Here is a 22,319-nt window from a genome sequence, read left to right as displayed (position 1 = left end):
CAGTTCGACAAAAGCTTTTGGCGTCGCTTCATGAATAAAGAGTGTGCATTAATCTTAACCGCATCGCTATATGATGCGGTTTTGTTTAGATTATAGAATTTATACGTTATAACTAAAACACGAATGTACATCCTTGATAGTGCTTCGATCAGAAGCTTTTCTTATCTAGAAGTAAAGGTGGATATGACGATGACCATTGCAGATCGTAACGCCAGACCCCGACTTATCATTGCAGGCACCGGAAGTGGTGCAGGAAAAACGACAGTAACCTTGGGGCTAATGAGAGCACTTGCTCAGCGTGGCTTGAGTGTACAAGGGTTCAAATGTGGCCCGGACTATATTGATCCGACATACCATACCGCCGTCACGGGCAGACCGTCACGTAATCTGGATGCATGGATGACATCGCCTGAATACGTGAGAGATACGTTCGAGAAGGCATCGGCGGGACATGATATTTCCATTATTGAAGGCGTTATGGGTCTCTACGATGGCAAAGATCCGCTCAGCAATACAGGCTCAACTGCAGAGATTGCTCTGGTCACGCAGACCCCTGTGATTCTGGTTGTGGACGTACGCAGCATGGCTCGCAGTGCGGCCGCGATTGTCCTGGGTTTTCAACAGCTGGAGCCTGAATTAAATATTGCCGGAGTGATCGTCAACCGGTGTGGAAGTGCGGGTCATTATACGATTGTGAAAAAAGCCATTGAGCAGATGTGCGGCATTCCGGTGGTTGGCTGGCTGAAGCGTGACGAGGACATGTCCATTCCGGAGAGACATTTGGGGCTGGTACCTGCCATTGAGCGTGGTGAACTGGAGCCGTTATTTCAGAGGGCTGCCGATGTGCTGATGGAAGGCACCGATCTGGATCTTCTTCTGGCTCTGGCGGCAAGCGCCCCGCCTTTGAATGCAGAAGAAGTGAGTCCTGCGGCTACTGCCCACGCTGATCCTGCTAATGCTGAATTAGGCCAAAGTTACGAGTCACTTTCCAACTCAGTGATCCACGTTAATAATCGACATGTATCATATGCGATGCAGCCTGTCATTGCCGTTGCGCGCGATGCGGCATTTAATTTCTATTATCCTGATAATCTGGAATTGCTCGAAGTAGCCGGGGCTCAATTACAATACTTCAGTCCGCTCGCTGGTGAAGGTATTCCAACAGATGTAGATAGCGTCTATTTGGGCGGCGGGTTTCCAGAGGAATTTGCAGCAGAGATTGCCGGTAACCAAAAGTTCTTGGAAGGACTTCGACGGGCAGCACAATCCAACATGCCTTTATTTGCCGAGTGTGGTGGTTACATGGTGCTTGGAGAAACGTTGACCGACCGAGAGGGAGTTACTTTCGACATGGCGGGCATTATCCCCGCACAGGTGCAGATGCAGAAGAAGCGCGCTGCGCTTGGCTACCGTGAAGCAAGTAGCGTTCGGGATTCCTTTTTGCTGAAAAAGGGTGAAGTACTTAGGGGTCATGAATTTCATTATTCGACAATGACCTATCGTGATGAAGAAACGATCCCTTATGCGTATGAGACCAAGGGGTTAAGTGGCTTGAAGCAAGAGGGATATGCCGCAGGCAACATCGTGGCGGGGTATACGCACGTTCATCTGGGCTCTTATCCGGCAGCCGCTCGAAGATGGGTGGAACATTGTTCAGCCTATCGGCAGGAGCGATATATACAGAGATAATAGCAGCTATTTATAGCTTGAATAGATAGCTGAATTCAATAAGCAAAATGGCTCTAATCTCACTTTTACCTCCTGAGTCTTTGGTCGTGAAGTTGGCGATCCCATTCTGAATTAAAGGTTTTCAGATGAATATGTGGAATGAATAAAAGACAGAATCATTATGCGAGGGAGGGACATCATGATGAGAACCGTATGTGTAACGGGAGCTGCCCGAGGATTGGGATTGGCTTTGACGGCACAGATGCTGAAGAGAGGGTACCTTGTGTATGCGGCCGGTCTGGACGTGGAAGATTCCGAGGGAATTCGTATGCTTGCAGAAGGATATCCTGACCATCTGCGCGCCATCGAACTGGATATCGCGGACGACCTGTCGGTAGCTCTGTTCACGGAGACATTGAAGCTGGATACGAATCATTTGGATATGCTGATCAATAATGCGGCTATACTAGGAAGTATTACGGATCATATCCGCGGGCCGTTGAATATGGCGGAGATGGCTGAAGTATTTAATGTGAACACCTTAGGTACACTGCGTGTGACTCATTCCCTGTTACCCCTCCTTCTTCAAGGACAGGTCAAGCTGATTGTTGATATCTCTTCCGAGGCTGGAAGTATAGAACAATGCAGTCGGGATGGGTGGTATGCCTATTGTATGTCCAAAGCTGCTTTGAACATGCAGGCCCGTCTTGTGCACAATGGTCTGAAGGATGAAGGCGGACAAGTGATGCTTGTGCATCCCGGTTGGGTACAGAGTTATATGAGGGGCGAATTGGATGTTGCTGCGGATCTCACGCCCGAGCAATCTGCACAGCATATTGCTGTACTTATCGACCGCCATGAACAGTTTAAAGGAGATCAGCCCGCATATGTGGACTACAAGGGAGAGAAGCTCCCCTGGTAGTTGATTGATACAGTGAGGTGAACAAGAAAGGAGATTGATTGAATGGATCATCGTAAAAAAGCATTACTACTTGGCGATTATACACATCCGGATTGGCACCCGCTTCAGGGGGTGGATGCGGAGATTAGCCGAATTTTCCATGATACTATGACTGTGCAGTGCAGTGAGAATCGGAATATGCTGCTGCAAGAAAATATAACCGGGTTTGATGTATGTATCTCATACATGGACGATTGGAAGGGTAAAGTCTCTCCACAGCAGACAGCAGGTTTGTTGTCCTATGTAAGTAATGGAGGTGGACTGGTCATTATACATAACGGCATTTCGCTCCAAAATCGTTATGAGCTCAAACAGATGATCGGTGCCAAGTTCCTGCATCATCCGGCGTATGCACCGCTTGAATTCACTGTAACGGCGGAAAGCCATCCCGTGACGGAGGGCATTTCGAATTTCACAATGGAAGAAGAGCCGTATCAGTTCGAATTTGGTTCTTTTGCCGAAACGAAAATATTGCTGGAATATCAATCCGAAGATGGACCAAAGCCTGCGGTTTGGGCTCATCGATATGGTGTTGGACGTATTGTTTATCTGATGCCGGGTCACCATGTACCGTCTTTTGCACACGAAACGTACCGCAAGTTACTGCTGCAAGCAGGCAAATGGGCTGCACGTTACGTCTGATCGGACTGACATTTTTGCATGCGGAGTGTAAGGGGTATAATATAGAGATCAACGAAGAGGAGGATGACAAAAATGAGCGATTTGTTCAAAAAGGCGATCTCGTTAGGGCTTGGTCTTACTGTCGTAAGCAAAGAAAAAATTGAGAAAACCGTGGATGATTTGGTCAAACGCGGGGAACTTGCACCCGGTGAATCCAAAGCTTTGGTTGAACGCCTGCTGGAACGGGGCGATGAAGAGCAAGGCCAGTTCAAGAGAGTGATTCAAGAACAGGTCAAGCGTGTGCTTCAGGAAGCTGGTGTGGCATCCGAAAGTGATGTAACCAGTCTGGAACAGCGCGTTGCCGTTCTGGAGAAAAAACTTGCCGAACTGGGCCACTCACTACAGCTTCAACCTGATGAATCCCCAGCTCCACTTGAAGTTCCTCCTCCTCTCAAAGGAAACGAGATCGAGTAGATGGCAGTGCGAATCAAACATGTCGGCAGATACCGTGAAATTGCCATGGCGCTAGTGCGTCATGGCTTCGGTTATATGGTCGAGGAGCTGGGTTTGTTCCAGCTGCTGGCTCTGCCCAGACGGTGGATGTCGCGTGAAGCACACACCACCAAAACGCTGAGTGAACGCATCAGGCTTGTGCTGCAGGAGCTGGGGCCAGCTTTCGTCAAGCTGGGGCAACTCGCAAGCACAAGGGCAGATCTGTTGCCTGAGTCTGTCATTCGTGAGTTGGTGAAGTTGCAGGATCAGGTCCCGCCGTTCTCTTCCGAGACGGCACGGGGTATTTTGGAACAGGAATTGGATACACCGCTGGAGGAGATCTTTTCCCGGTTCGAGGATACCCCTGTAGCTGCGGCCAGCATTGGACAGGTGCATCTGGGCAAACTTCAAAGCGGTGAATCGGTAGCCATCAAGATTCAGCGTCCCGGTATATCGCGTATTGTGCAGCGTGACCTGGATATCTTGCGTGAACTGACAGCCATGGCCGAGAAGCGCTGGGACTGGGTGAAGCAATATCAGATTCCGCAAATGGTCGAAGAATATGCTCAGGCACTGATGGCTGAGCTGGATTATACGGTCGAAGGCCGAAATACGGAAAAGATTGCACAGCAATACCAACAGGACAACAAGGTGAAAATCCCCACAATTTACTGGGATCAGACTTCATCACGCGTACTCACTATGGAATATATCGAAGGTATCAAACTTAATGATCGTGAAGAACTGGTCAGACGCGGCCATGATCTGAACAACATTGCCGAGCGGCTGGTGGATTCATTATTAAATCAGATTTTTATTCAGGGTTTCTTTCACGCTGACCCACATCCGGGCAATCTGATGGTATTGAAGGATGGACGTCTTGCTTTTATAGACTTCGGTATGGTGGGCAGTCTGAGCGACGAGATGAAACAGCAACTGGCTTCGCTTATTATTGGATTAATGCGCAAAGATACGGACAGTATGATCCGGGCAATTGAGAAATTGGGCATGATGCCTGATGACATGGATCTGCGTGGGCTTCATGTGGATTTGGACAAGTTGCGTAGCAAATATTACGATATTCCCTTTTCCAAGATCAGTGTGGGTCAGGCATTGAATGACTTGTTCGGCGTAGCCCAGAGGCACCGAGTTGTGATGCCTGCCGATATTCTGCTGCTCGGTAAGTCGTTGCTTACGATGGAAGGTGTAATTGAACATCTCGATCCTTCCCTGAGCATTGTAGATATGGCCGAGCCTTTTGGGCGGAAGCTGATCAAGGAACGTTTTAGCGCTGGAAGAATCAAGAATCGCTTGTTCCGCAGTGCGGCCGATATGGCCGAGAGTGTCATTGGTCTGCCAGGGCAGTTAAGGCAATTATCATCCATTATTAGCAAAGGCAAGCTGAGGCTGGAGATTAGTGTCCCTGAACTGGATGCACTCATGCGCAGAATGGACCAGATCAGCAATCGGCTGTCTTTCAGTATTGTGTTACTTGCCTTCTGTATCATTATGGTGGGCTTGATTATCGGTTCGTCGATCAGTCATCAGTCCACGATGCTGTGGGATATTCCGGTCATTGAGATTGGTTTCCTGGTGGCGATTTTGATGGTGGCTTTCCTGCTCTATTCGATATTCAAATCGGGAAGGTTCTAGCAACAGCATTACATCACAAGAATACCCGTAAAGAGACTTTCTTCAAAGGATCTTTGCGGGTTACTTTTTGTGAATAGAGAATTGGTGAGTAAATTATAGAAAGATTAAGATAATAGAAGAAAAGGTTCTGTTTTTTCGCCTTAACTGTATTAGTACATATCCGGTCCTGTGACTATAATAATAGGTCAGTACATTAACGGACCCGGTTTTTCTGAGAGGGGAAAACCTATTGGCATCAGGATCAGCTCCTGATGTGGCACGAGTAAAACAACTGAAGACAGTAATGGAACATCAGCGGTATACACTGGAACGGAAAAGACGTGAGCGCTCATTAACCCGTCAAGATTACACAGATTGATAATGATGCAGCTCAGGCAAGGGCATATGAATGATGCGGAGAGGAATCCGTTGTTTTGTGCTTTCCTGGGTAGTTGGTTAGTGTGAACGGCTTCCGTTACTCTTCAGTAGGATTGTCCATTATAAGGAATACACGTAGGAGGAACGGCAAAGAACATATGAATACTTTAAAACAACAATGGTTTGGCAACATTCGCGGAGACGTGCTGGCAGGCATTACGGTAGCGCTGGCGTTAATTCCGGAAGCCATTGCTTTCTCCATCATTGCCGGTGTCGATCCGATGGTCGGATTGTACGCTTCGATTACGATTGCGATTGTGATCTCGATTGCTGGTGGAAGACCAGGTATGATCTCGGCGGCAACCGGTGCCATGGCGGTACTGATGGTTGGACTCGTCAAGGATTATGGCGTGGAATATCTTTTTGCAGCGACGATATTGACGGGCATTATCCAGTTTCTACTGGGCATATTTAAGGTTGGACGGTTTATTACGTTTGTGCCTCATTCGGTACTGACCGGATTCGTGAATGCACTGGCTATACTGATCTTTATGGCGCAGTTAACCCACTTCACAGGAGCAAACTGGATCATGTATGCGATGGTAGCGGGCACGCTGGCGATCGTTTATATTTTGCCACGGTTTTTCAAAGGCGTTCCAGCTCCACTGATTGCAATCATCGTGATGACGATTATTACCTTGGTGTTTCATCTCGACGTAAGAACAGTCGGTGACATGGGAAATATAACGAGTACTCTGCCGATGTTCCATTTGCCGAATATTTCATGGACTTGGGATACACTGATGATTCTGCTCCCATATTCATTCACCATGGCACTGGTTGGATTGCTGGAATCTCTGCTGACGGCAACCATCGTGGATGAGATGACCGAGACCAAGAGCAGCAAGAACCGTGAAGTGCGTGGTCAGGGGATCGCAAATTTCGTGAACGGCTTGTTTGGCGGTATGGGCGGCTGTGCGATGATCGGGCAGTCGGTCATTAATGTGAAGTCTGGCGGACGTGGAAGATTATCGACGTTTACTGCGGGTGCGTTTCTCGCGATCCTGTTGCTGCTGTTTAGCGGTGTGGTGAAACAGGTGCCGATGGGTGCGCTCGTCGGTGTAATGTTTATGGTGTGTATCGGAACATTCGACTGGAGCTCCATCAAAAATATTGCTCGCGTACCGCGGGCGGAAGCCTTTGTCATGATCGTGACGGTGGCGATTGTGGTCTATACCCACGATCTGTCGATCGGGGTCATGGTCGGCGTTGTGCTCAGTGTGCTGCATTTTGGCTGGAAACAGACCAAGATCCACGTACAGGCGAGTCAGGAACAAGGGCAGAAGGTGTACCGGGTTCACGGACCATTCTTCTTTGGTTCTTCGTCCCGATTCGTGGATGAGTTCGATGCAGAGGCCGATCCGAAGGAAATCACGATTGATTTCGGAGGGTCACATATCTGGGATAACACTGCGGTTGTGGCTATTGGCAAAGTGAAGTTCAAATACGCAAAGCTTGGCAAAACCGTGCACCTGCGCGGGTTGAATGAGGAGAGCACTCGCATTCTTGAACGGAGTGGATTTGCCACAGCTGGAGGGCACCGTTTGTAACTTGTTCGGACGAAGGTTGTTGTCCAAAGGTGCAATGTCTAAACGTAGTTACGCAGACAAGGTGAAAAATGAACGGTTCACTAAATCTGGAATTAAGGATCTAAAACAAGCAATGAAGTTATCAAGGGCTACTGTCCTAAAATAATGGTGAGCAGACATGTGACAGCCCTATGTAGTAGATAACATAAAAAGATACTTTTTATCAGCGGCGCACGTTTTCCCAATGTAAGTTCGGGGAGAGGGCGTCGTTGTTTTTTTTATTAGAGTGTGTGGTGTGTACAGTGAAGAAGAGAACAGAAAAAGAACGAAGAAGTAGAAGTAGTAGTAGTAGTTCTAATGGTGGTAGTGGTAGTTCTAGTAGAAGTTGTAGTTGTAGTAAAAGTTGTAATTGGAGTAAAAGTAAGAGTATAGGTAGTGTTGATTGTTGCTGTTGCTGTTGCTGTTGTTGTTGTTGTTGTTGTTGTTGTTCCTGGTTCTAGTTTCTGTAGTAGATGTTCTGGTTCTAGTAGCTGTGTTATTGCTGTAACTGATGTTATTGTTCTTGAGCTTGTGTCCTTCCCTATGTGTAAATTCTAACGAACCTGGCAAGTCTTATATGGGGTTATTTCATGTTTTCGTTATTTTAACGAATCTCAGACATCTTATTTTGCTGATTACACCTACACTGATGCAGTTTCGCGGGTATTTCCGAGTAATAAGGTGACTGGAGTTCGTTAGAAAATCCAAACGGCTCTAATTGGCGTAATAGGGTGTCCTGGATTCGTTAGGATTAGTGGTACATAGGAGGTTTCATCGTAAGAGCTATTTTCGAACCGCGAGAAATCTTGAATCTTGATCTTAATGTACAGAGTTATGTAAGGTACCTTTCAATTCCTGAAACTTTCGCAAAATCGCTTCCTTTTGATCATTTTTTAGGATATCCTTCATAACAATTTATAGAATCATAGCAGCTATTTCAATCTCAACGATGTCACTAAACTATCTTGGGTTATGAACATAACGATCCATTACATCTTTCTCAAGGAGCACTATTAGACAGTGCAACCCGTTATAACCTCCGGCTGACCACGTGCAGTTCAATCCTCAATCCTCAATCCCATTCTACAGAGTCAGAGTCATACTTCGAGCTAGCGCTTTAGCTTACTCCACTCATCATCATTCTCAGAGGGGCTCCTATAGTTACTCTCAAAACCAACCTCAAACTCACTTGGTCGATACAAGTTAAGCTGATCTTGGGATTTTGTGCTACAAGTTGGGGGTGTAACGCTGTATCCCCTTTTGTTTTGCTTGACTAACGTGTAAACTACAGGGTATGGAGAAGAAGAGCAACGAGTGGATTGCTTTTTAAAAAATTCATTTCATAATCATGATTGATATAAGGAAAACTAGTCTTGATGGCAGATACTGATACTGAGTCATTATGAAATGGACTTATCTAAATGAATATACAGAGGTGTAACGATTGGCAAACTTTGAACAACTGGGCATTCGCCCGGAATGGTGCGAGATCCTGAAACATCAGGGCATCGCCGTGCCGACTCCGGTACAGGAGCGTTCGATTCCGGTACTGCTGGGTGGACGCGATATTATCGCTGAGGCACAGACAGGAACAGGGAAAACGCTGGCATTTTTGCTACCGATTATTCAGAAAATTAACGTATCCGACCGTTCGCCACAAGCGCTGATTATCGCGCCTACGCGTGAGCTTGCGCTGCAAATTACGGAAGAAGCGAAAAAGCTCACGGCAAACGACGATAAACTGCACGTGCTTGCCGTATACGGCGGGCAGGATGTGGACAAGCAACTGCGTAAATTGCAGAACGGTACCCAGATCGTTATTGGTACACCGGGTCGTCTGCTGGATCACCTGCGCCGTGGCACGCTGAAGCTGGATAATGTGAAAAAACTGGTGTTGGATGAAGCCGACCAAATGCTGCACATGGGCTTTCTGGACGATGTGGAGACGATTCTTAGCGAGCTACCACACAAACGTCAGACAATGCTGTTCTCAGCAACGATGCCTAAGGGCATTCGTAACCTGGCGAAGACCTACATGAAAGATCCGGAAGATGTGAAGGTATCTTCTCAATCTGTTATTCCGATCAAACAAATTCGCCAGCAAGTGCTGGAATGCACGGATCGTGGTAAATTAGAAGCGCTTCGCGGCATGATTGATACGTATCGCCCATACTTGGCGATTATTTTCTGCCGGACCAAGCGTCGTGCATCCAAGCTGAACCAAGATCTGCGTGAAGCAGGTTATGCAAGTGATGAACTTCATGGAGATCTGTCCCAATCCAAGCGTGAGAACGTAATGAAAGCGTTCCGCGATGCCAAACTGCAAGTGCTGGTTGCTACAGATGTAGCTGCACGTGGACTTGATGTTGAAGGTGTCACGCATGTATTTAACTACGATATGCCGCATGATGCGGAAAGTTATATCCACCGGATTGGTCGTACAGGCCGTGCAGGCGGTACAGGTCTTGCTGTAACGTTTGCAACAGAGCACGACAGACCGGAACTTGCACGTATTGAACAAGGGATCGACCAGAAGCTGTCCCGTATCCAGTGGACAAGCGAAGGTCCAATTGCTTCAACTGGAGCAGCTAGACGTTCCATCAACAGTCAAGGGGATGACGAACGTTCAGGCGGACGCTCTTCCGGAACTGGTAGTGCCCGTCGCGGTGCAGGCCGTAACGATCGCAGAGATGGCGGACGTGGGGGGCGTGGTTCCCGCGGTGGCGAAGGTGGCCGCAGTGAAGGCGGACGCAGTGGTGGTCGTAGCGGTGGCCGCAGCAGCGACAGCAGTCGCGGAGCAGCAGGTCAAGGTGGACGCGGTGCGGGTCGCAGTGGCGACGAGCGCAGCGCAGGTCGTGGTTCCGCGCGCAGCAGCGACAGCAGTCGTGGTGCAGCGGGTCAAGGCGGACGCGGTGCAGCTAGCAGCGGCTGGGCTGGCCGTAGTGCCGACAAGCGCACCTCCGGGCGCAGCAGCGAAGGCTCTCGCCGTCCGGAATCCGCAGGACGCGGACCGGCGAAGGGTGACCGTCGCGATTCTCGTCGCGGACGGTAAAGCCTTGGCGCAAGCGGCGATGCAGCCGCAATTGCGCAGGCAACATGCCATGCCACAGGGTTTGGCATGGCACATATGAGAGGGTTCGGGTACAGATGTACCGAACCTTCAGATCAAGGGTCGCGACGGAACCACGTCGCGGCCCTTTTTTCACCAGTACAGATGATCAATTCCGCTTATTCTTTTTGTCATCTGCGAGTGTCCGTTGGCGCGCCTGCTTGATCCATGGAAGATGCCATTTAGGTATTCACCATCTAGTTTTTCTTTTTTTTCGTGTACTGCGTATAGCATTTGGCAGACTGCCATAAAATTCAAAACACCTCATCCTAGACCTAAGGATGGGGTGTTTTTGGATTAATTCTTATATCATTAGAAGCATAACCTTCGATCTGTGGTGCTGACGCGCATGCAGGGGTGGACAAAATTGCATTCGTCTATATACAGGGAGTGAGTTTGCACTAAACTACGTTTTTCTTTCTCAAAATATTATCCCTACAGCTGAACATCTGCGTATTGATCCCGATATTTCTCGTTATACACCCGGCCTACCGACTCTGCCAGACCCCCGCGTGCCTTGCTTGGATAGCGTTCAATCGTGTGATAGAGCCGCATGAAGCGATCCTTGGGCATAAAGCGGGCGTAGCGGGTAATAAGACTAGGGAATAACTCAATATATTTGCTCTTGCGCACGGCAGCAGCAGCTACGGCTGTAAGTATCTGAATTCCATTGTGGAGCTGTAAAATGTTCACTTCATAGGTCGCGATATAACGAATCGCATCTTCCCGGATCAAATCCGGCTTAAGCCGAGCAATCTCACCGATATATTCAGCGAGCAGCCGTTCAAAGCTGCGTAACAGCAAGGGCTTGAGCTGCAGATCCATATCACTGCGCAGGACAAAGGATTGTAACAGCGCAAGCTGTTGCAGTCGAATCCGGTCATTGTAAACGAGTGAGCCGATCTCGCGGAGCATCTCATAGGCAAGTGCTTCATCCTGCTTTCGTGCTTCGGCGACCAGAGCCCAGTTGCGGTTAATACCCTGGCGGATGATTTCCTCATCCTGTTGCAACGTGCGCTTCAACTCGCGCTGCTGCTCTACCTCGAACGAACGTTTCTGCATGAAGATCAGTAAGGCCAGAAGCAGCAGGGAAACGCTGGCTGCCGCCATGGTCTGATCAATGGTTTCACCAAAATAGGTGGCAGCTGCACCGAACAATATCGTAATGAACAGGTCGCGTGCAATTCGACGTTTCACACGGGAAGTTGCCTTCGCTTGAACGGAATTGAGGGTACCCCGGCCACAGGCCGTGCACTCATCTTCCCATAGGCAGGTATACTGTCCACAACGTGAGCAGACTTGCAACTTTTCATAGGCATATGTCGTTCGTTGAAATGGTCTTATGGATACAACTAGTTTAGTACTCATGCTTAATCACGCTCACCATTCAGAATAGTGTAGAGGGTACGATCCGTGTCTTCGCGGGAAATTGGTTTCCTCCGATGAAGCTGGAGTGCAAAACCCTTTATAATGACAAAAAGAAACAATATGGCGAGGCATCCGTATGTAACCATAATCCGTTCCCTTCTATGGCTTGGTGAACAAGCGTTGTTATATTGCAGTTTGCTGGCAATAACTATATCATATTTCCATAGTTGGTACTTTTGTGCCAGTTCAAGGCATGAAATCGTCGATTTTTGTCAGTCATTACAAAACTGTAACTCAAGATAGGGGTGCTTTTCAGAATTTGTTAGTAGACTGTTAAGATTTCCTTAAGGCTTGACGCCTATAATAAACTATTCCCATTTTAATCTCAAACGTGAAGGAGTACACCCAATGCTGCGGACACGCAAAATACGCTGGCTCAGCGGAACGATGGTTCTGCTGGCAATTCTAACGCTACTGCTACCTCAAGCGTTGCTGCCACAAGCTGCAGCGGCTCAGGCACAGACGAGCGGAATCGATGCGGTACTTGTAGCCGATGTAAGTAACTCAATGAATACAAGTGACCGTGACAAGATCAGTAATGAAGCCATGAAAATGTTTATTGATATGCTGCCAGTCCAGGGGGACAAGGTAGGGATTGTCGCTTATACCGATCAGGTGGAGCGGGAAAAGGCTATGCTGGAGATTCAGTCCGATGCGGACAAGAGCAGCCTGAAAGATTTTATTGATCAGCTCGGCCGGGGGCCATATACCGATGTCTCTGTTGGTGTCGCCGAAGCCGTGAACATACTGAATCATGGTGCAGACCCATCCCACTCGCCGATGATCGTGCTGCTGGCGGATGGTAACAATGACTTTAACAAAACCAAAGGCCGTACACAGGCACAATCCGACGCTGATCTGGCAAAAGCCGTGAAGGAAGCACAGGATCAGGGCATTCCGGTGTATACGATTGGACTGAACGCGGATGGCAAGCTGAACAAGAATGCACTCGCAGATCTGGCCCAGCAGACCGGAGGCAAGTCATTCATTACCGATACACCGGATGATCTGCCACAGATTTTGAGTGAGATCTTCGCCGATCATGCCAAACTGAATGTGGTGAAGCTGCCCTCTGTAACGGGAAACGGCAGTTATCAGGAAGTTACCGTGAACGTGCCGAATGACAGTGTACTGGAAGCGAACATCTCGATCATGTCCTCGAAGCTGGTGGAAGTGCAATTGACGGACCCTTCCGGACAAGCCGTGGATCTGAACTCGGATGCAGCTAAGCTCTCGACGTCGAAGAGTTATTCACTCGTTAAGCTGTTGAAACCCCAAGAAGGAGACTGGAAACTTCGGGTAAAAGGGGCTCCGAAAGACAGCATCGATATCAACCTGTTGTTCAACTATGATCTTCAGCTCGTTGTGGACCCAATTAAGACCAAGTCCTATACCAAAGGGGACAAGGTTGATCTTGCAGCCAAACTGGAGAATGGCGGTCAGCCGCTTCAGGATAATGATCTGTATACAGATATGAAGGCCACGCTGGTTGTGAAAGATGTAGATACAGGTAAAAGCGAGGAACAACCGCTGGAAAACACAGGTTCTGGTTTTGCCGGAACGTTTGAAGTACCAGACAATCATAACTATGAATTACTCATCCGTGCGGAAGAAGACAGCTTCTACCGTGAAAGTGAGCCAATCACGATCAACGCGAGCGGAGCAGCCGGAAGTGGAACTCAACCGACAACGTCAGGCGGTGAACAGGACAAGCCGTTTCCTTGGTTACCTGTCATTCTGGGTGTTATAGCTCTGATTGTGGTCGGTGTTGGTGCCTGGTTCCTGATGGGCTGGCTGAAACGCAAAAACCGCGGATTTGTAGGTCAGATGGTTGTGGAGATTCGTGATGAGAACACGGGAGACAAGTCATATCCACAATATAAAAAGCTGGTATCCTTCCGCGGTAGATTTCATCTGCATCAGTTGTTGCAACTGGACCCTGAGCTGAAGGAAACCGAAAAATATGTATTTACGCCCAGCAATGGGGATCGAATTATAATCCGTAACACCGCAGGCGGTACGTTGGAGAAATCCGGTCGTGCAGTCGATGCAAGCTCAGGCGTTGAACTGAAGAACGGTGACCGACTGAGCATCCCGCTGCAACAGGCGGACAAAACGATTTTGATCGAGTATTTGGTGTGAAGGATTATAGCTAAATGAATGTAAGCTATATAAGTTGAACTAATCCATTTACACGAGAACGCAGAGGACAGAAAAAAGCTGGAGAAGCGAAAGCGTTCGCCTAAAAGCTTTCTGAAAGAAAGCTGCATCGGAAGCATACGCTATCCCCAGATTTTCACCGTTGAAAAAGAGAATCAAAAAATCTGGGGATAACAGCGATCGGAAGGTTGTTCTGTCATCGGAGTGGCAAGTGTAAATATTCTTTAGTTTGAATTATATAGATTGAAGCATACGTGCGTTAATCTAAGGAGGACATGGAATGAAACCGATTGTTAGAGAACATATTCAGCAACTTGATGTATCACTTGGCGGAGGTATTGTCAGTGAGAAGATCAGAGTTGATACAATTGATAACCCCATTTTGATTATTGGTCTGGGAGGAACGGGAATTGACGCACTGCTGCGTCTCAAATATCAGATCAACCGTCGTTTCAAGCTGCCACAAGACCCAGTATCCAAGAAAAAAATGGACAAGCCGGACAATGTGGAGTTTCTGGCTTTTGAGACAAACGAACAGGATCGTGCCAAAAAGTATAAAGGGATCGGACTTGATCCGATTAATGAATTCGTATTGCTGTCCAATGCCGAGATTGGCGGACTTCTACAGAACCGCAGCGTGCTGGAGCCGTACATTACGGACTGGCTGTCTCCTGAACTGAGCATCACGGACGGTATGAACGGCGCCGCAGGTGTACGTCAGGCTGGACGTCTGCTCCTGTTCACCAAGATTAATCAGGTCGTACAGGCCATCGATAAAAAGATCAAAACCTTATCCGTAGGTACCAACAAAAAACTGATGGTGTTCCTGCTGACAGGTCTGTCCGGCGGTACAGGCAGCGGCTGTTTCCTCGATATTTCCTATATCGTGCGCGGCATTATCGAACGGGATCACGGCTCTGCCGGGATTGACCGCGTCAATACGCTTGGATACCTGTTCACGCCAGACGTGAACCTGTCCAACAAAAGCTTAAGCGAACACACTCGCGAATACATTCGCAAGAATGGATATGCTGCGCTCAAAGAGCTGGATTATTGGATGAACGTGGATAGCCGCGGTGAGCGATTTACACAGAAGTACGGCAATATTTTAACCGTTAACTCACCACTGCCGCCATTTAACCTGTGTCATCTAATCTCTGCTACGAATACCGAAGGCAAATTGCTGGAGAACGCCTACGATTACTGCATGAACGTCACGGCCGAGAACATTACCAACTTCATGGCAAGTGAGGAGAAGCAGTCAGGTGAGGAGTTTGCGATCCATGACTATATCAGCAACATTCGCACCAACATTGCACAGATGAACAAGGTTTACCCGGCGAACTATGATTACAACATCATCGGTGCATCTTCGGCTGTCCTGCCGATTGAAGAGATGACCACTTATCTGGCGTATCGCATGTTCGATAAAATGAACACCATGTTCTCCAAGGCACCAAACCAGGAGGATACCGAGAAGTTTGCCCGCAAGCTGGGTATTGATCTCGAAAGTGTGGTCAAGTCCTTTGAAGCGCGCGTACCAGAGCCACTGCCTGGGTATCAGAACAGCGAGCGTTTATCCTATGGCAACGTGGTGAAATCACAGGTTGTGAATATGGATACCGAGCTGGAGCAGAACTTCCTGGCTCGTGCTCGTGAAGAATATATCAAGGCGAAGAAACAACTGCCTGGTGAGATTGCGGGTCAGTTCACCGAACAGATCCGGCGTATGTTTTTGCATCCCGAACAAGGTCCGTTCTATGTCTCCCGTCTGATTTATACGGAAAAAGGTTTCTGTGTACTGAAGATGATTCAGTCGTACATCGAAACGCTGCGTGAGAATGCCTTCCGCATTCCTCGTGATATTGAAGCAGCTCAGGAGCAGTCCGAAGAGAAACTGGGCGATGCGAAGAGTGCTTTTGTCTCCAAAGAGAAGAAAAAGAATGCTTATATTGAAGCAAAAATTCATGAGTACTGGCTGCACGCCGACGTGGAACGCAACGATCAGATGATCGAGTTCTATGAAGATCTGTATGAGTTGCTGAACCAGGAAAACAGCCGCATTTATAACGTATTTACCGAAACGCTGAATGCCCTTAGCTCGATATTCACGAAGAACGGTGACCTGCTGACACGTGGCGAAGAACAAGCCGATCACAAAGGCAACAAAACATATTACTGGAACGTTGTAAGTGTACCGGATATCGTCAGTGTGGTGGACGGGCTGTTGGATAAGCGTGATACAGATGATCTGATCCGTGACTTCTCTCGTGAATTGCTGGAAAACTCCAGCCAATGGGTGAAAGAAAACGAGATTGATATCGTCAGCTCCATCTCCGACTTCCTGAGTGAGAAATTCGGTGATCTGATTACCCGTTCCATGGAAGATTTCCTGGTGATCAAATACGGTCAGGATGAGTCAGTCGAGAAATTCGTGGAACGTTTCATTGCTGGCAAGTTGGATGATGAAGCCGTTCCGGTGTTCAATCTGAGCAACAGTACAGGCAGTCTGCATTTCCCTTCATGGGGATTTGTATCGGTGCCGGCACAGGCGCCAGGCATCCTGAAAGGGATTCGCAATTATCAGAACAATGCGGTAGGCAAATCTCATTTTACCGTTAAGGAAAGTGAAGTGCGTAACCGGATATTCTGGCTGAATACCCGCAACGGGGTACCACTCTTTGTGTATACTCCGCTCAAGGTATATGAGGAAAGTTATGAACGTACCATTTTGGACAAAGAAGGCATTGGTCGTCACTTGGTGCAAACGGAGAAAAATAACTGGACCTATCTGCCGTCTCCGATTCCAGAGAAATCATGGGGAGATGTGTATGAGAACGCCCGCGTGAAGCAGTATAACGCCCGTGTGCGTAACGAATTTGAGCAGGCGCTTGGATACAACATTGTGACAGCCAAATCCATTGATGAGAATACTAGCAATCGGTATGCGATTGTGACGACAGAAGCGTTTGATTTGTCCGCCAAACTGGGAGCCTACGATATGCGTCTCACGTCTACCACGCCGAACCTCGGCGAAGTGAAGCGGGCGGTGATCGAGCTAAAACGTCTGCAATCCGAAGGGTTGCCACGTGTGGGCGTTAAGGATATTTTCGGCAGTATTAATGAAGATATGGCCAAAGAAAACCTGGTACGCTCTCCGCAGCTGATCGCACGTGTACGTGAGGAATTGGCAAAGATGAATGCCATCTCCGCCAAAGTTGCGGAACTCGAAGGCATTCTTGCCCAGTACCAGGACGAAGAGCAATGGTATGACCGCTTCATCGAAGCGTTATATACTGACACCATCGTCAAAAAAGGTGCGCTCTACGTCTATGACCGTGACCCGGAAGAAGACGCATGGGAGCCGTTCGCTAACCTGATGAAGAGCCGTAACTTTGCCGAGTATGAAGTGTTTGGCAACTTCCGCGGTCTGGCAGAGAAGGATCGCATTACATTGCTGCGCAAAGCCTCCCGCCGCGATAACGATCTTACAGCTTCTGAGGATATCACCCCACTGCTGACAAAGCTGGATGATCTGGCTGCGCTGTTCATGGAATCGCGCGATCGTCTCGAATACGAGCGGGTAGAACTGGCTAACGGAGAAGACATCTATCAGTTCTACAGAACGATGTCGTCCAAGCTGAACGACATTCGCAGAAGGCTGAAATAAGATGGTGACCGGGATGGAGTTCAATTCGAACAATACCCTGAAGCGTGATCTGGAGAAGTATGCAGCACAGTATGCAATAGAGCAGGAGCGTCAAGGCAGCCTGGGTGATGGACGCAGCAGTATCCATTACCCGGCTTTGTTCCTTTTCGTGGGTGATCTGGTTGCACCTGCAGTGTCTGCTGTGCAGGAGATCAATCGGCTGAAATGGGATAACGGAGACGGTGTGGTCTACGTTCAGATTGGTACAGAAGATCAGAAAGAGCATCCGGGTGAAAAGAGGAATATTGGCTCGTCCGATGATGGGCAGGTGACTTGTCACCGCTTGCCTCTGTCCGCTGGGCAGACGGAGCGACCGTCCAAAACACGGCGCAAGGATGTACACCGCAGTTTCCACGAATCGGATCAGGCGCTCTTTGACCTGAATCGTACGCTTCGTCGGGTCAGTAACCGAATTGCCGAATATGGACGGTTATACTCGTCATTTGATCGGATTTACGTTACGGTGGTAACCAGAGCGGATGATCCGTTGAATGTATTGTTGCCAGAGCTCACCAAGCTGACGGAGACCATTTTGTCCCAAGCCTTCAAGTCGGTGCAGACGGATCTGCATGTGTTGGTCAGCGAGATGGAACAGGTGGATTCCTTCGGATATGCCAGCGCAGCAGGCCTCGCTTTTCTGCGGGAACTGGATTATATGCAGTCGCTGGACTACACGTTCAGCGGTAAACTGCTGGTCACGGAGGATGGGATCTCCATTCCCGTTGCACATCCCGCTTCGCCGTTGTTTGATCTGGTATATCTGTTGTCCGACAAAAATGAGCGTGGAACCGGCGTTCCCGGTGGCTGGATCGAAAATGCCGAGATCATCTGCCGCATCTGCCTGCTGAAGAACAGGAAGCAGGATGTGGATCACTCGGGTAGCGTTTCAAGCACGGGAGCGAACACGTACAACAATACATCTTTTAAAAACAATATTCGTACTACCTCTGATCAGCATGGTTATGCCAGCGCGGGTTTTGCCGAGATCAGGCGGCCAAACAAGCCGATTGCACTGGCGGTGTTATATCACATGTATCGGTATCTGCTCGCACGCATGCGGCAGGAGCCGGACTGGAGCATTAAGGACAAGCTCGCTTTCTTTGGACTGGACGCGGCCTCGGTGGAACGCAAAGTCGAAGGCCTGCTGCCCGATGAAGATCTGGTTAGTGGCATGAGTGGCATCATGACGCATAACGTTAGTTTCTCCGATCTGAAGCCGCTCTCCCTACGTGAAGCGGAGAGAGCGTTGTTTGGACAAGGAGCTGAAGCGTACTTCCGCGATAACGTTGTCCGTCTTGTCGAAGAGCGTGTGCGCGAGCGCAGCTCTAGCGGTTCCCTGCGCCGTCAGGCTGAACATTCCCGCGCGGAGCATCCAGAGGTTGGTTACTTCCAGTGGGCGGCTTGGAGTGACAGTGAGCCTGGTAGTGTACGTGAAGCGCTGCTCGGATTGATTCGGGATAAATCGATGCAGCTTGAATCGGCACGTGCTCTGCTGGAGCAACGTCAGCAAGAGCGAGTGGAAGATCAGTCCTTCAAACGAGCGTTGTTCCGTGATAAACAGAATGTGCGCAATCTGATTGACTGCATGCTGGAGCGAGTGTATGTACCAAAGGTAGAATTACTGCGACTGGAAAATGAATTACATCTACTGCGTATCTACGATACGGAGATGGAAGAACTTCATCGTTTTAGTCGTCACGTCACAGCAGTACTTGAAGCGCTGGAACGCACACTGCGAGAGACAGCTGCCCAAAGTATCGCTGCTGCCGATGAATACATCGGCCAGAACGTGATGGAGTACTACGGCAAAGTGACGGAAGAGCTAATCATCGACCTGGAAGCCAAACGCGGACGGGATGTATGGTTTGAGGACCGTTACATGGGAGACATGAACCGACTCGCCACAGAAGGTGATGATCGTCTGCTGAAACGTCTGATGGAGGTATGTCACTCGTTGCTGCTTACAGCCGAGCCGTTGCGATTGCCATTTGAAGAAGAGCTGTTGCAGCGGGCCAATGTAACGATTGCCTACGGAGACAAAGACGTATTGACCCGGGATGATCTGTTCCGCAGGTTGTACCACACGCTGGAGGATCAGGCGGTTGTTCGGGTACGGGTATTCGATTATACGCAGGAACATCGGTATGAAGAGAAGTATTTCTTTGGTGATCATCATAGTGCTTTCATGGACTATGCGGCACATGCCGAAGAGACGTCACGCATCTACAAACTGGGTGTGGTGTACGAAGAACGCAGCAGTGGTGTGGAGAAGCTGAATCTGATGGGCGGTTTCCATCTGGAGGATCTCATGGTGTATCGGAACGGCAAGGTATATTATCACTCGTACACGGAGAATGGCTATGAACTTCACCCCGCAGGTCTGGTGGAGAAGTTGTCACCCATTCGTTAAGACGTCTGACGGTGTCTTGACACCCAGCACCAATCTTGTATTAACTCAGCCTGCTTAGGGCTGGTATGGAAAGGATGCATGTGGACATGCAGCGAAAAATCAATCTTCTCCTGGTCCTGTTCAGCCTGATTGGCGGGGCAGTGGGCTTTGCGGCAGGAGAAATCATGCTGCGTCAATGGCTTGGGGAAATGCCTCGTCTTTTGCTGATGGGATTATACTTTGGCGTACTGGCGCTGAGCGTTGGATTGTTCTGTTTGATCGCAGAGATGATCTCACCCAAGCTGAATGGCGCTTCATGGAAGCTCCGGTATCTGGGACTGTCGTGGAAATTGCTTGTTCCGGCAACATTGGCTCTGTTATTTGTTGTTGGACTCGCCCTGCAATTGTTGTATCAGATCAATCCGGGCGGTGTGAAGCAAGTGAAAGACATCGTACTAATGATCGACAACTCGGGCAGCATGAATGATACAGATCCGGATAACGGACGTTTTGAAGCCGCCAAGACACTAATCAGCCAAATGGAGAGTGACAAACAGGTAGCTGTCATTACGTTTGATGACCAACCGCAGTTGTTACAGCCGTTTATTGCGCTGGATAGTGAAGCGGCCAAGAATGAGGTTTATAGCAAAATCGATGGCATTGTCACGACTTCGGGCGGCACCAATTTTGATGCCGTGCTGCGGGAAGGCATGGAGCAGATTCAGGGCAAACAGGACCCGAAACGCGGTACCGTCGTCATCTTGTTATCCGATGGCTTCAGTGAAGCGGACACGACCGATATTTTGTCCCAATATAACAACGAACAGATCTCTATTAATACAGTCGGCCTAAGCCTGGTGGACCCATCAGGTACGGATCTGCTGCGTAATATTGCTCAGCAAACGGGCGGCATGTACTATGATGTACCAGATTCCGGTGGTCTGAATCTGGCATTCCAGCAGATCTACGATACGATTGATGAACGGACGCTGGTAACGGAGCGTACAGGCATGATGGAGCACAGCGTTTATCTGGCGATTTGCCGTGTAGCAGCAGTATTACTGATTGGCGTGGCGCTGGGTGTGTCACTCGGACTCGTGTTTGATAACCGTCATCTCGCGCTCAGCTTTGGTATAGGCGGTGCGGTGTCGGGTCTACTGGCAGGGCTTCTGCTGGAGTGGGGACTCGACGGTTCGAACGTGGGGGATACATTCGTACGTCTTGGTGCGATGCTCATTTTGTCTGGCGTATTGACCCTCTTCTCCTGGATTGTTCCGATTAAGGAGAACACGCCGCGGAAGAGCAGGGGTCGTCGTGAAGCTGGCGGCGGAACTTCTTCTGCCGAAGGGTTTGGTCAGAGACCAAGAGATACACGCAGCAAAGGATTCTAACGTCGGGAGGTCAATGGAAATGCGGTTTACGGATGCAGACCCTTCGACACCCTTGATTCGAAAACTGACACTTGCGGTGGACGAAGGGCGTTGTACACTTCGCTGGCTCTGGCCGGAACGGGTAGAAGCTGTGTATGTGGAACGGCTGGAGCTGGATATGATGAGCGATGATCGTACCGGGGAAGAGCCTGCACAGGGCAAGCTGAAGCTGTACACGAGAGAGGAATATAAGGCGAGCAATGGTTACACGGATCGGATCACAGGTTTTGGTGCCATCAAGTACACCGTGTATGTGTGTCAGATGGAGGAAGAGGGACCTGTACTGATCCGTCAACGAGACGAGGACAACATGGTGATTGCAAGCGCAGGGAAGGCGGATATCCGCTTTTCCATTCGCTACAAGAGCGGTTTTTTTCAGAAACGAAAAAGTGTATTGATCACCGTCACAGCGGAAGTAGCTGTTCCAAAGGAAGCCCTCTGTTATGTTCGCAAACAGGGCGGGGTTCCGTTGAATAAGGAGGATGGTACGGTGTATCCTTTTGTGAGTGATTTTGCTCCCGGAAGAAATGAGATGCCGCCCGTTGAAGTTGCCAAGGATGATTATGTGCGATTATTCTTCACGGACGGACCGAAATATGGAGCCGCCTATCGGCTTATATCAGACTAGATAGTTGGACTAGCGATTGGAAGGTTACTCTGTCATCGTAGTGCAAGTGTAAATCACCTTAGTCTGACTGATCAGGGGAGGGGAGT

Annotated in this window: 14 protein-coding genes; 13 read left to right on the top strand and 1 reads right to left on the bottom strand. The window is 49.0% G+C overall.

Annotated features, from left to right (window positions below):
- The first annotated feature begins 189 nt into the window (after positions 1–189).
- From BS614_RS00725 to BS614_RS00695, 8 genes are all read left to right on the top strand, one after another.
- Positions 190–1,689, top strand: a complete 1,500-nt coding sequence (locus BS614_RS00725) for a cobyrinic acid a,c-diamide synthase CobB (RefSeq protein WP_244898242.1) — start codon at positions 190–192, stop codon at positions 1,687–1,689.
- Between the two features lie 178 nt (positions 1,690–1,867).
- The gene (locus BS614_RS00720; RefSeq protein ID WP_235193706.1) at positions 1,868–2,590 is read left to right on the top strand and encodes an SDR family oxidoreductase; all 723 of its coding nucleotides are present in this window, start codon (positions 1,868–1,870) and stop codon (positions 2,588–2,590) included.
- A gap of 42 nt (positions 2,591–2,632) precedes the next feature.
- Positions 2,633–3,271 (top strand): ThuA domain-containing protein, encoded by a 639-nt coding sequence (locus tag BS614_RS00715; protein ID WP_074092596.1) that lies wholly within the window; start codon positions 2,633–2,635, stop codon positions 3,269–3,271.
- 72 nt (positions 3,272–3,343) lie between these two features.
- Entirely contained in the window at positions 3,344–3,724 is a 381-nt protein-coding gene (locus BS614_RS00710) for a phasin family protein (protein ID WP_074092595.1), read from the top strand.
- Complete coding sequence (locus tag BS614_RS00705) at positions 3,725–5,395, top strand: ABC1 kinase family protein (protein WP_074092594.1); 1,671 nt, start codon at positions 3,725–3,727, stop codon at positions 5,393–5,395.
- A 229-nt stretch (positions 5,396–5,624) separates the two neighbouring features.
- Positions 5,625–5,753 carry a hypothetical protein gene (locus BS614_RS32315; protein WP_280523081.1) on the top strand — a complete coding sequence of 43 codons (129 nt, stop codon included), beginning with the start codon at positions 5,625–5,627 and terminating at the stop codon, positions 5,751–5,753.
- A gap of 157 nt (positions 5,754–5,910) precedes the next feature.
- Positions 5,911–7,362 (top strand): SulP family inorganic anion transporter, encoded by a 1,452-nt coding sequence (locus BS614_RS00700; protein WP_074092593.1) that lies wholly within the window; start codon positions 5,911–5,913, stop codon positions 7,360–7,362.
- A gap of 1,462 nt (positions 7,363–8,824) precedes the next feature.
- Positions 8,825–10,432 carry a DEAD/DEAH box helicase gene (locus BS614_RS00695; RefSeq protein ID WP_074092592.1) on the top strand — a complete coding sequence of 536 codons (1,608 nt, stop codon included), beginning with the start codon at positions 8,825–8,827 and terminating at the stop codon, positions 10,430–10,432.
- Positions 10,433–10,924: 492 nt separating this feature from the next.
- On the opposite strand, the gene BS614_RS00690 is transcribed toward BS614_RS00695, so the two are convergent.
- Positions 10,925–11,857, bottom strand: coding sequence for a hypothetical protein (locus tag BS614_RS00690; RefSeq protein WP_074092591.1), 933 nt, complete (start codon positions 11,855–11,857; stop codon positions 10,925–10,927).
- 408 nt (positions 11,858–12,265) lie between these two features.
- Here BS614_RS00690 and BS614_RS00685 point away from each other — a divergent pair, with 408 nt between their 5' ends.
- From BS614_RS00685 to BS614_RS00665, 5 genes are all read left to right on the top strand, one after another.
- Positions 12,266–14,059: a vWA domain-containing protein gene (locus tag BS614_RS00685; RefSeq protein ID WP_074092590.1), complete on the top strand. Its 1,794-nt coding sequence runs from the start codon at positions 12,266–12,268 to the stop codon at positions 14,057–14,059.
- A gap of 298 nt (positions 14,060–14,357) precedes the next feature.
- Positions 14,358–17,747 carry a tubulin-like doman-containing protein gene (locus BS614_RS00680; RefSeq protein WP_074092589.1) on the top strand — a complete coding sequence of 1,130 codons (3,390 nt, stop codon included), beginning with the start codon at positions 14,358–14,360 and terminating at the stop codon, positions 17,745–17,747.
- 1 nt (position 17,748) lies between these two features.
- A complete protein-coding gene (locus BS614_RS00675) occupies positions 17,749–20,196 on the top strand; it encodes a transcription initiation factor TFIID (RefSeq protein WP_084174343.1) in 2,448 nt (815 codons plus the stop codon).
- Positions 20,197–20,282: 86 nt separating this feature from the next.
- Positions 20,283–21,566 carry a vWA domain-containing protein gene (locus BS614_RS00670; protein WP_074092588.1) on the top strand — a complete coding sequence of 428 codons (1,284 nt, stop codon included), beginning with the start codon at positions 20,283–20,285 and terminating at the stop codon, positions 21,564–21,566.
- A 19-nt stretch (positions 21,567–21,585) separates the two neighbouring features.
- Positions 21,586–22,233 carry a beta-mannanase gene (locus BS614_RS00665; RefSeq protein ID WP_074092587.1) on the top strand — a complete coding sequence of 216 codons (648 nt, stop codon included), beginning with the start codon at positions 21,586–21,588 and terminating at the stop codon, positions 22,231–22,233.
- Positions 22,234–22,319: the final 86 nt, after the last annotated feature.

The sequence above is a fragment of the Paenibacillus xylanexedens genome (genome assembly GCF_001908275.1).
Lineage (GTDB): Bacteria > Bacillota > Bacilli > Paenibacillales > Paenibacillaceae > Paenibacillus > Paenibacillus xylanexedens_A.
This window is presented reverse-complemented; position numbering and strand designations above follow the sequence as displayed.

Bases quoted from the DNA above. Each gene is read 5' to 3' on its own strand.
- BS614_RS00725 (WP_244898242.1), top strand. From the start codon at position 190: ATGACCATTGCAGATCGTAACGCCAGACCCCGACTTATCATTGCAGGC.
- BS614_RS00720 (WP_235193706.1), top strand. From the start codon at position 1,868: ATGATGAGAACCGTATGTGTAACGGGAGCTGCCCGAGGATTGGGATTG.
- BS614_RS00715 (WP_074092596.1), top strand. From the start codon at position 2,633: ATGGATCATCGTAAAAAAGCATTACTACTTGGCGATTATACACATCCG.
- BS614_RS00710 (WP_074092595.1), top strand. From the start codon at position 3,344: ATGAGCGATTTGTTCAAAAAGGCGATCTCGTTAGGGCTTGGTCTTACT.
- BS614_RS00705 (WP_074092594.1), top strand. From the start codon at position 3,725: ATGGCAGTGCGAATCAAACATGTCGGCAGATACCGTGAAATTGCCATG.
- BS614_RS00700 (WP_074092593.1), top strand. From the start codon at position 5,911: ATGAATACTTTAAAACAACAATGGTTTGGCAACATTCGCGGAGACGTG.
- BS614_RS00690 (WP_074092591.1), bottom strand. From the start codon at position 11,857: ATGAGTACTAAACTAGTTGTATCCATAAGACCATTTCAACGAACGACA.
- BS614_RS00685 (WP_074092590.1), top strand. From the start codon at position 12,266: ATGCTGCGGACACGCAAAATACGCTGGCTCAGCGGAACGATGGTTCTG.
- BS614_RS00680 (WP_074092589.1), top strand. From the start codon at position 14,358: ATGAAACCGATTGTTAGAGAACATATTCAGCAACTTGATGTATCACTT.
- BS614_RS00675 (WP_084174343.1), top strand. From the start codon at position 17,749: ATGGTGACCGGGATGGAGTTCAATTCGAACAATACCCTGAAGCGTGAT.
- BS614_RS00670 (WP_074092588.1), top strand. From the start codon at position 20,283: ATGCAGCGAAAAATCAATCTTCTCCTGGTCCTGTTCAGCCTGATTGGC.
- BS614_RS00665 (WP_074092587.1), top strand. From the start codon at position 21,586: ATGCGGTTTACGGATGCAGACCCTTCGACACCCTTGATTCGAAAACTG.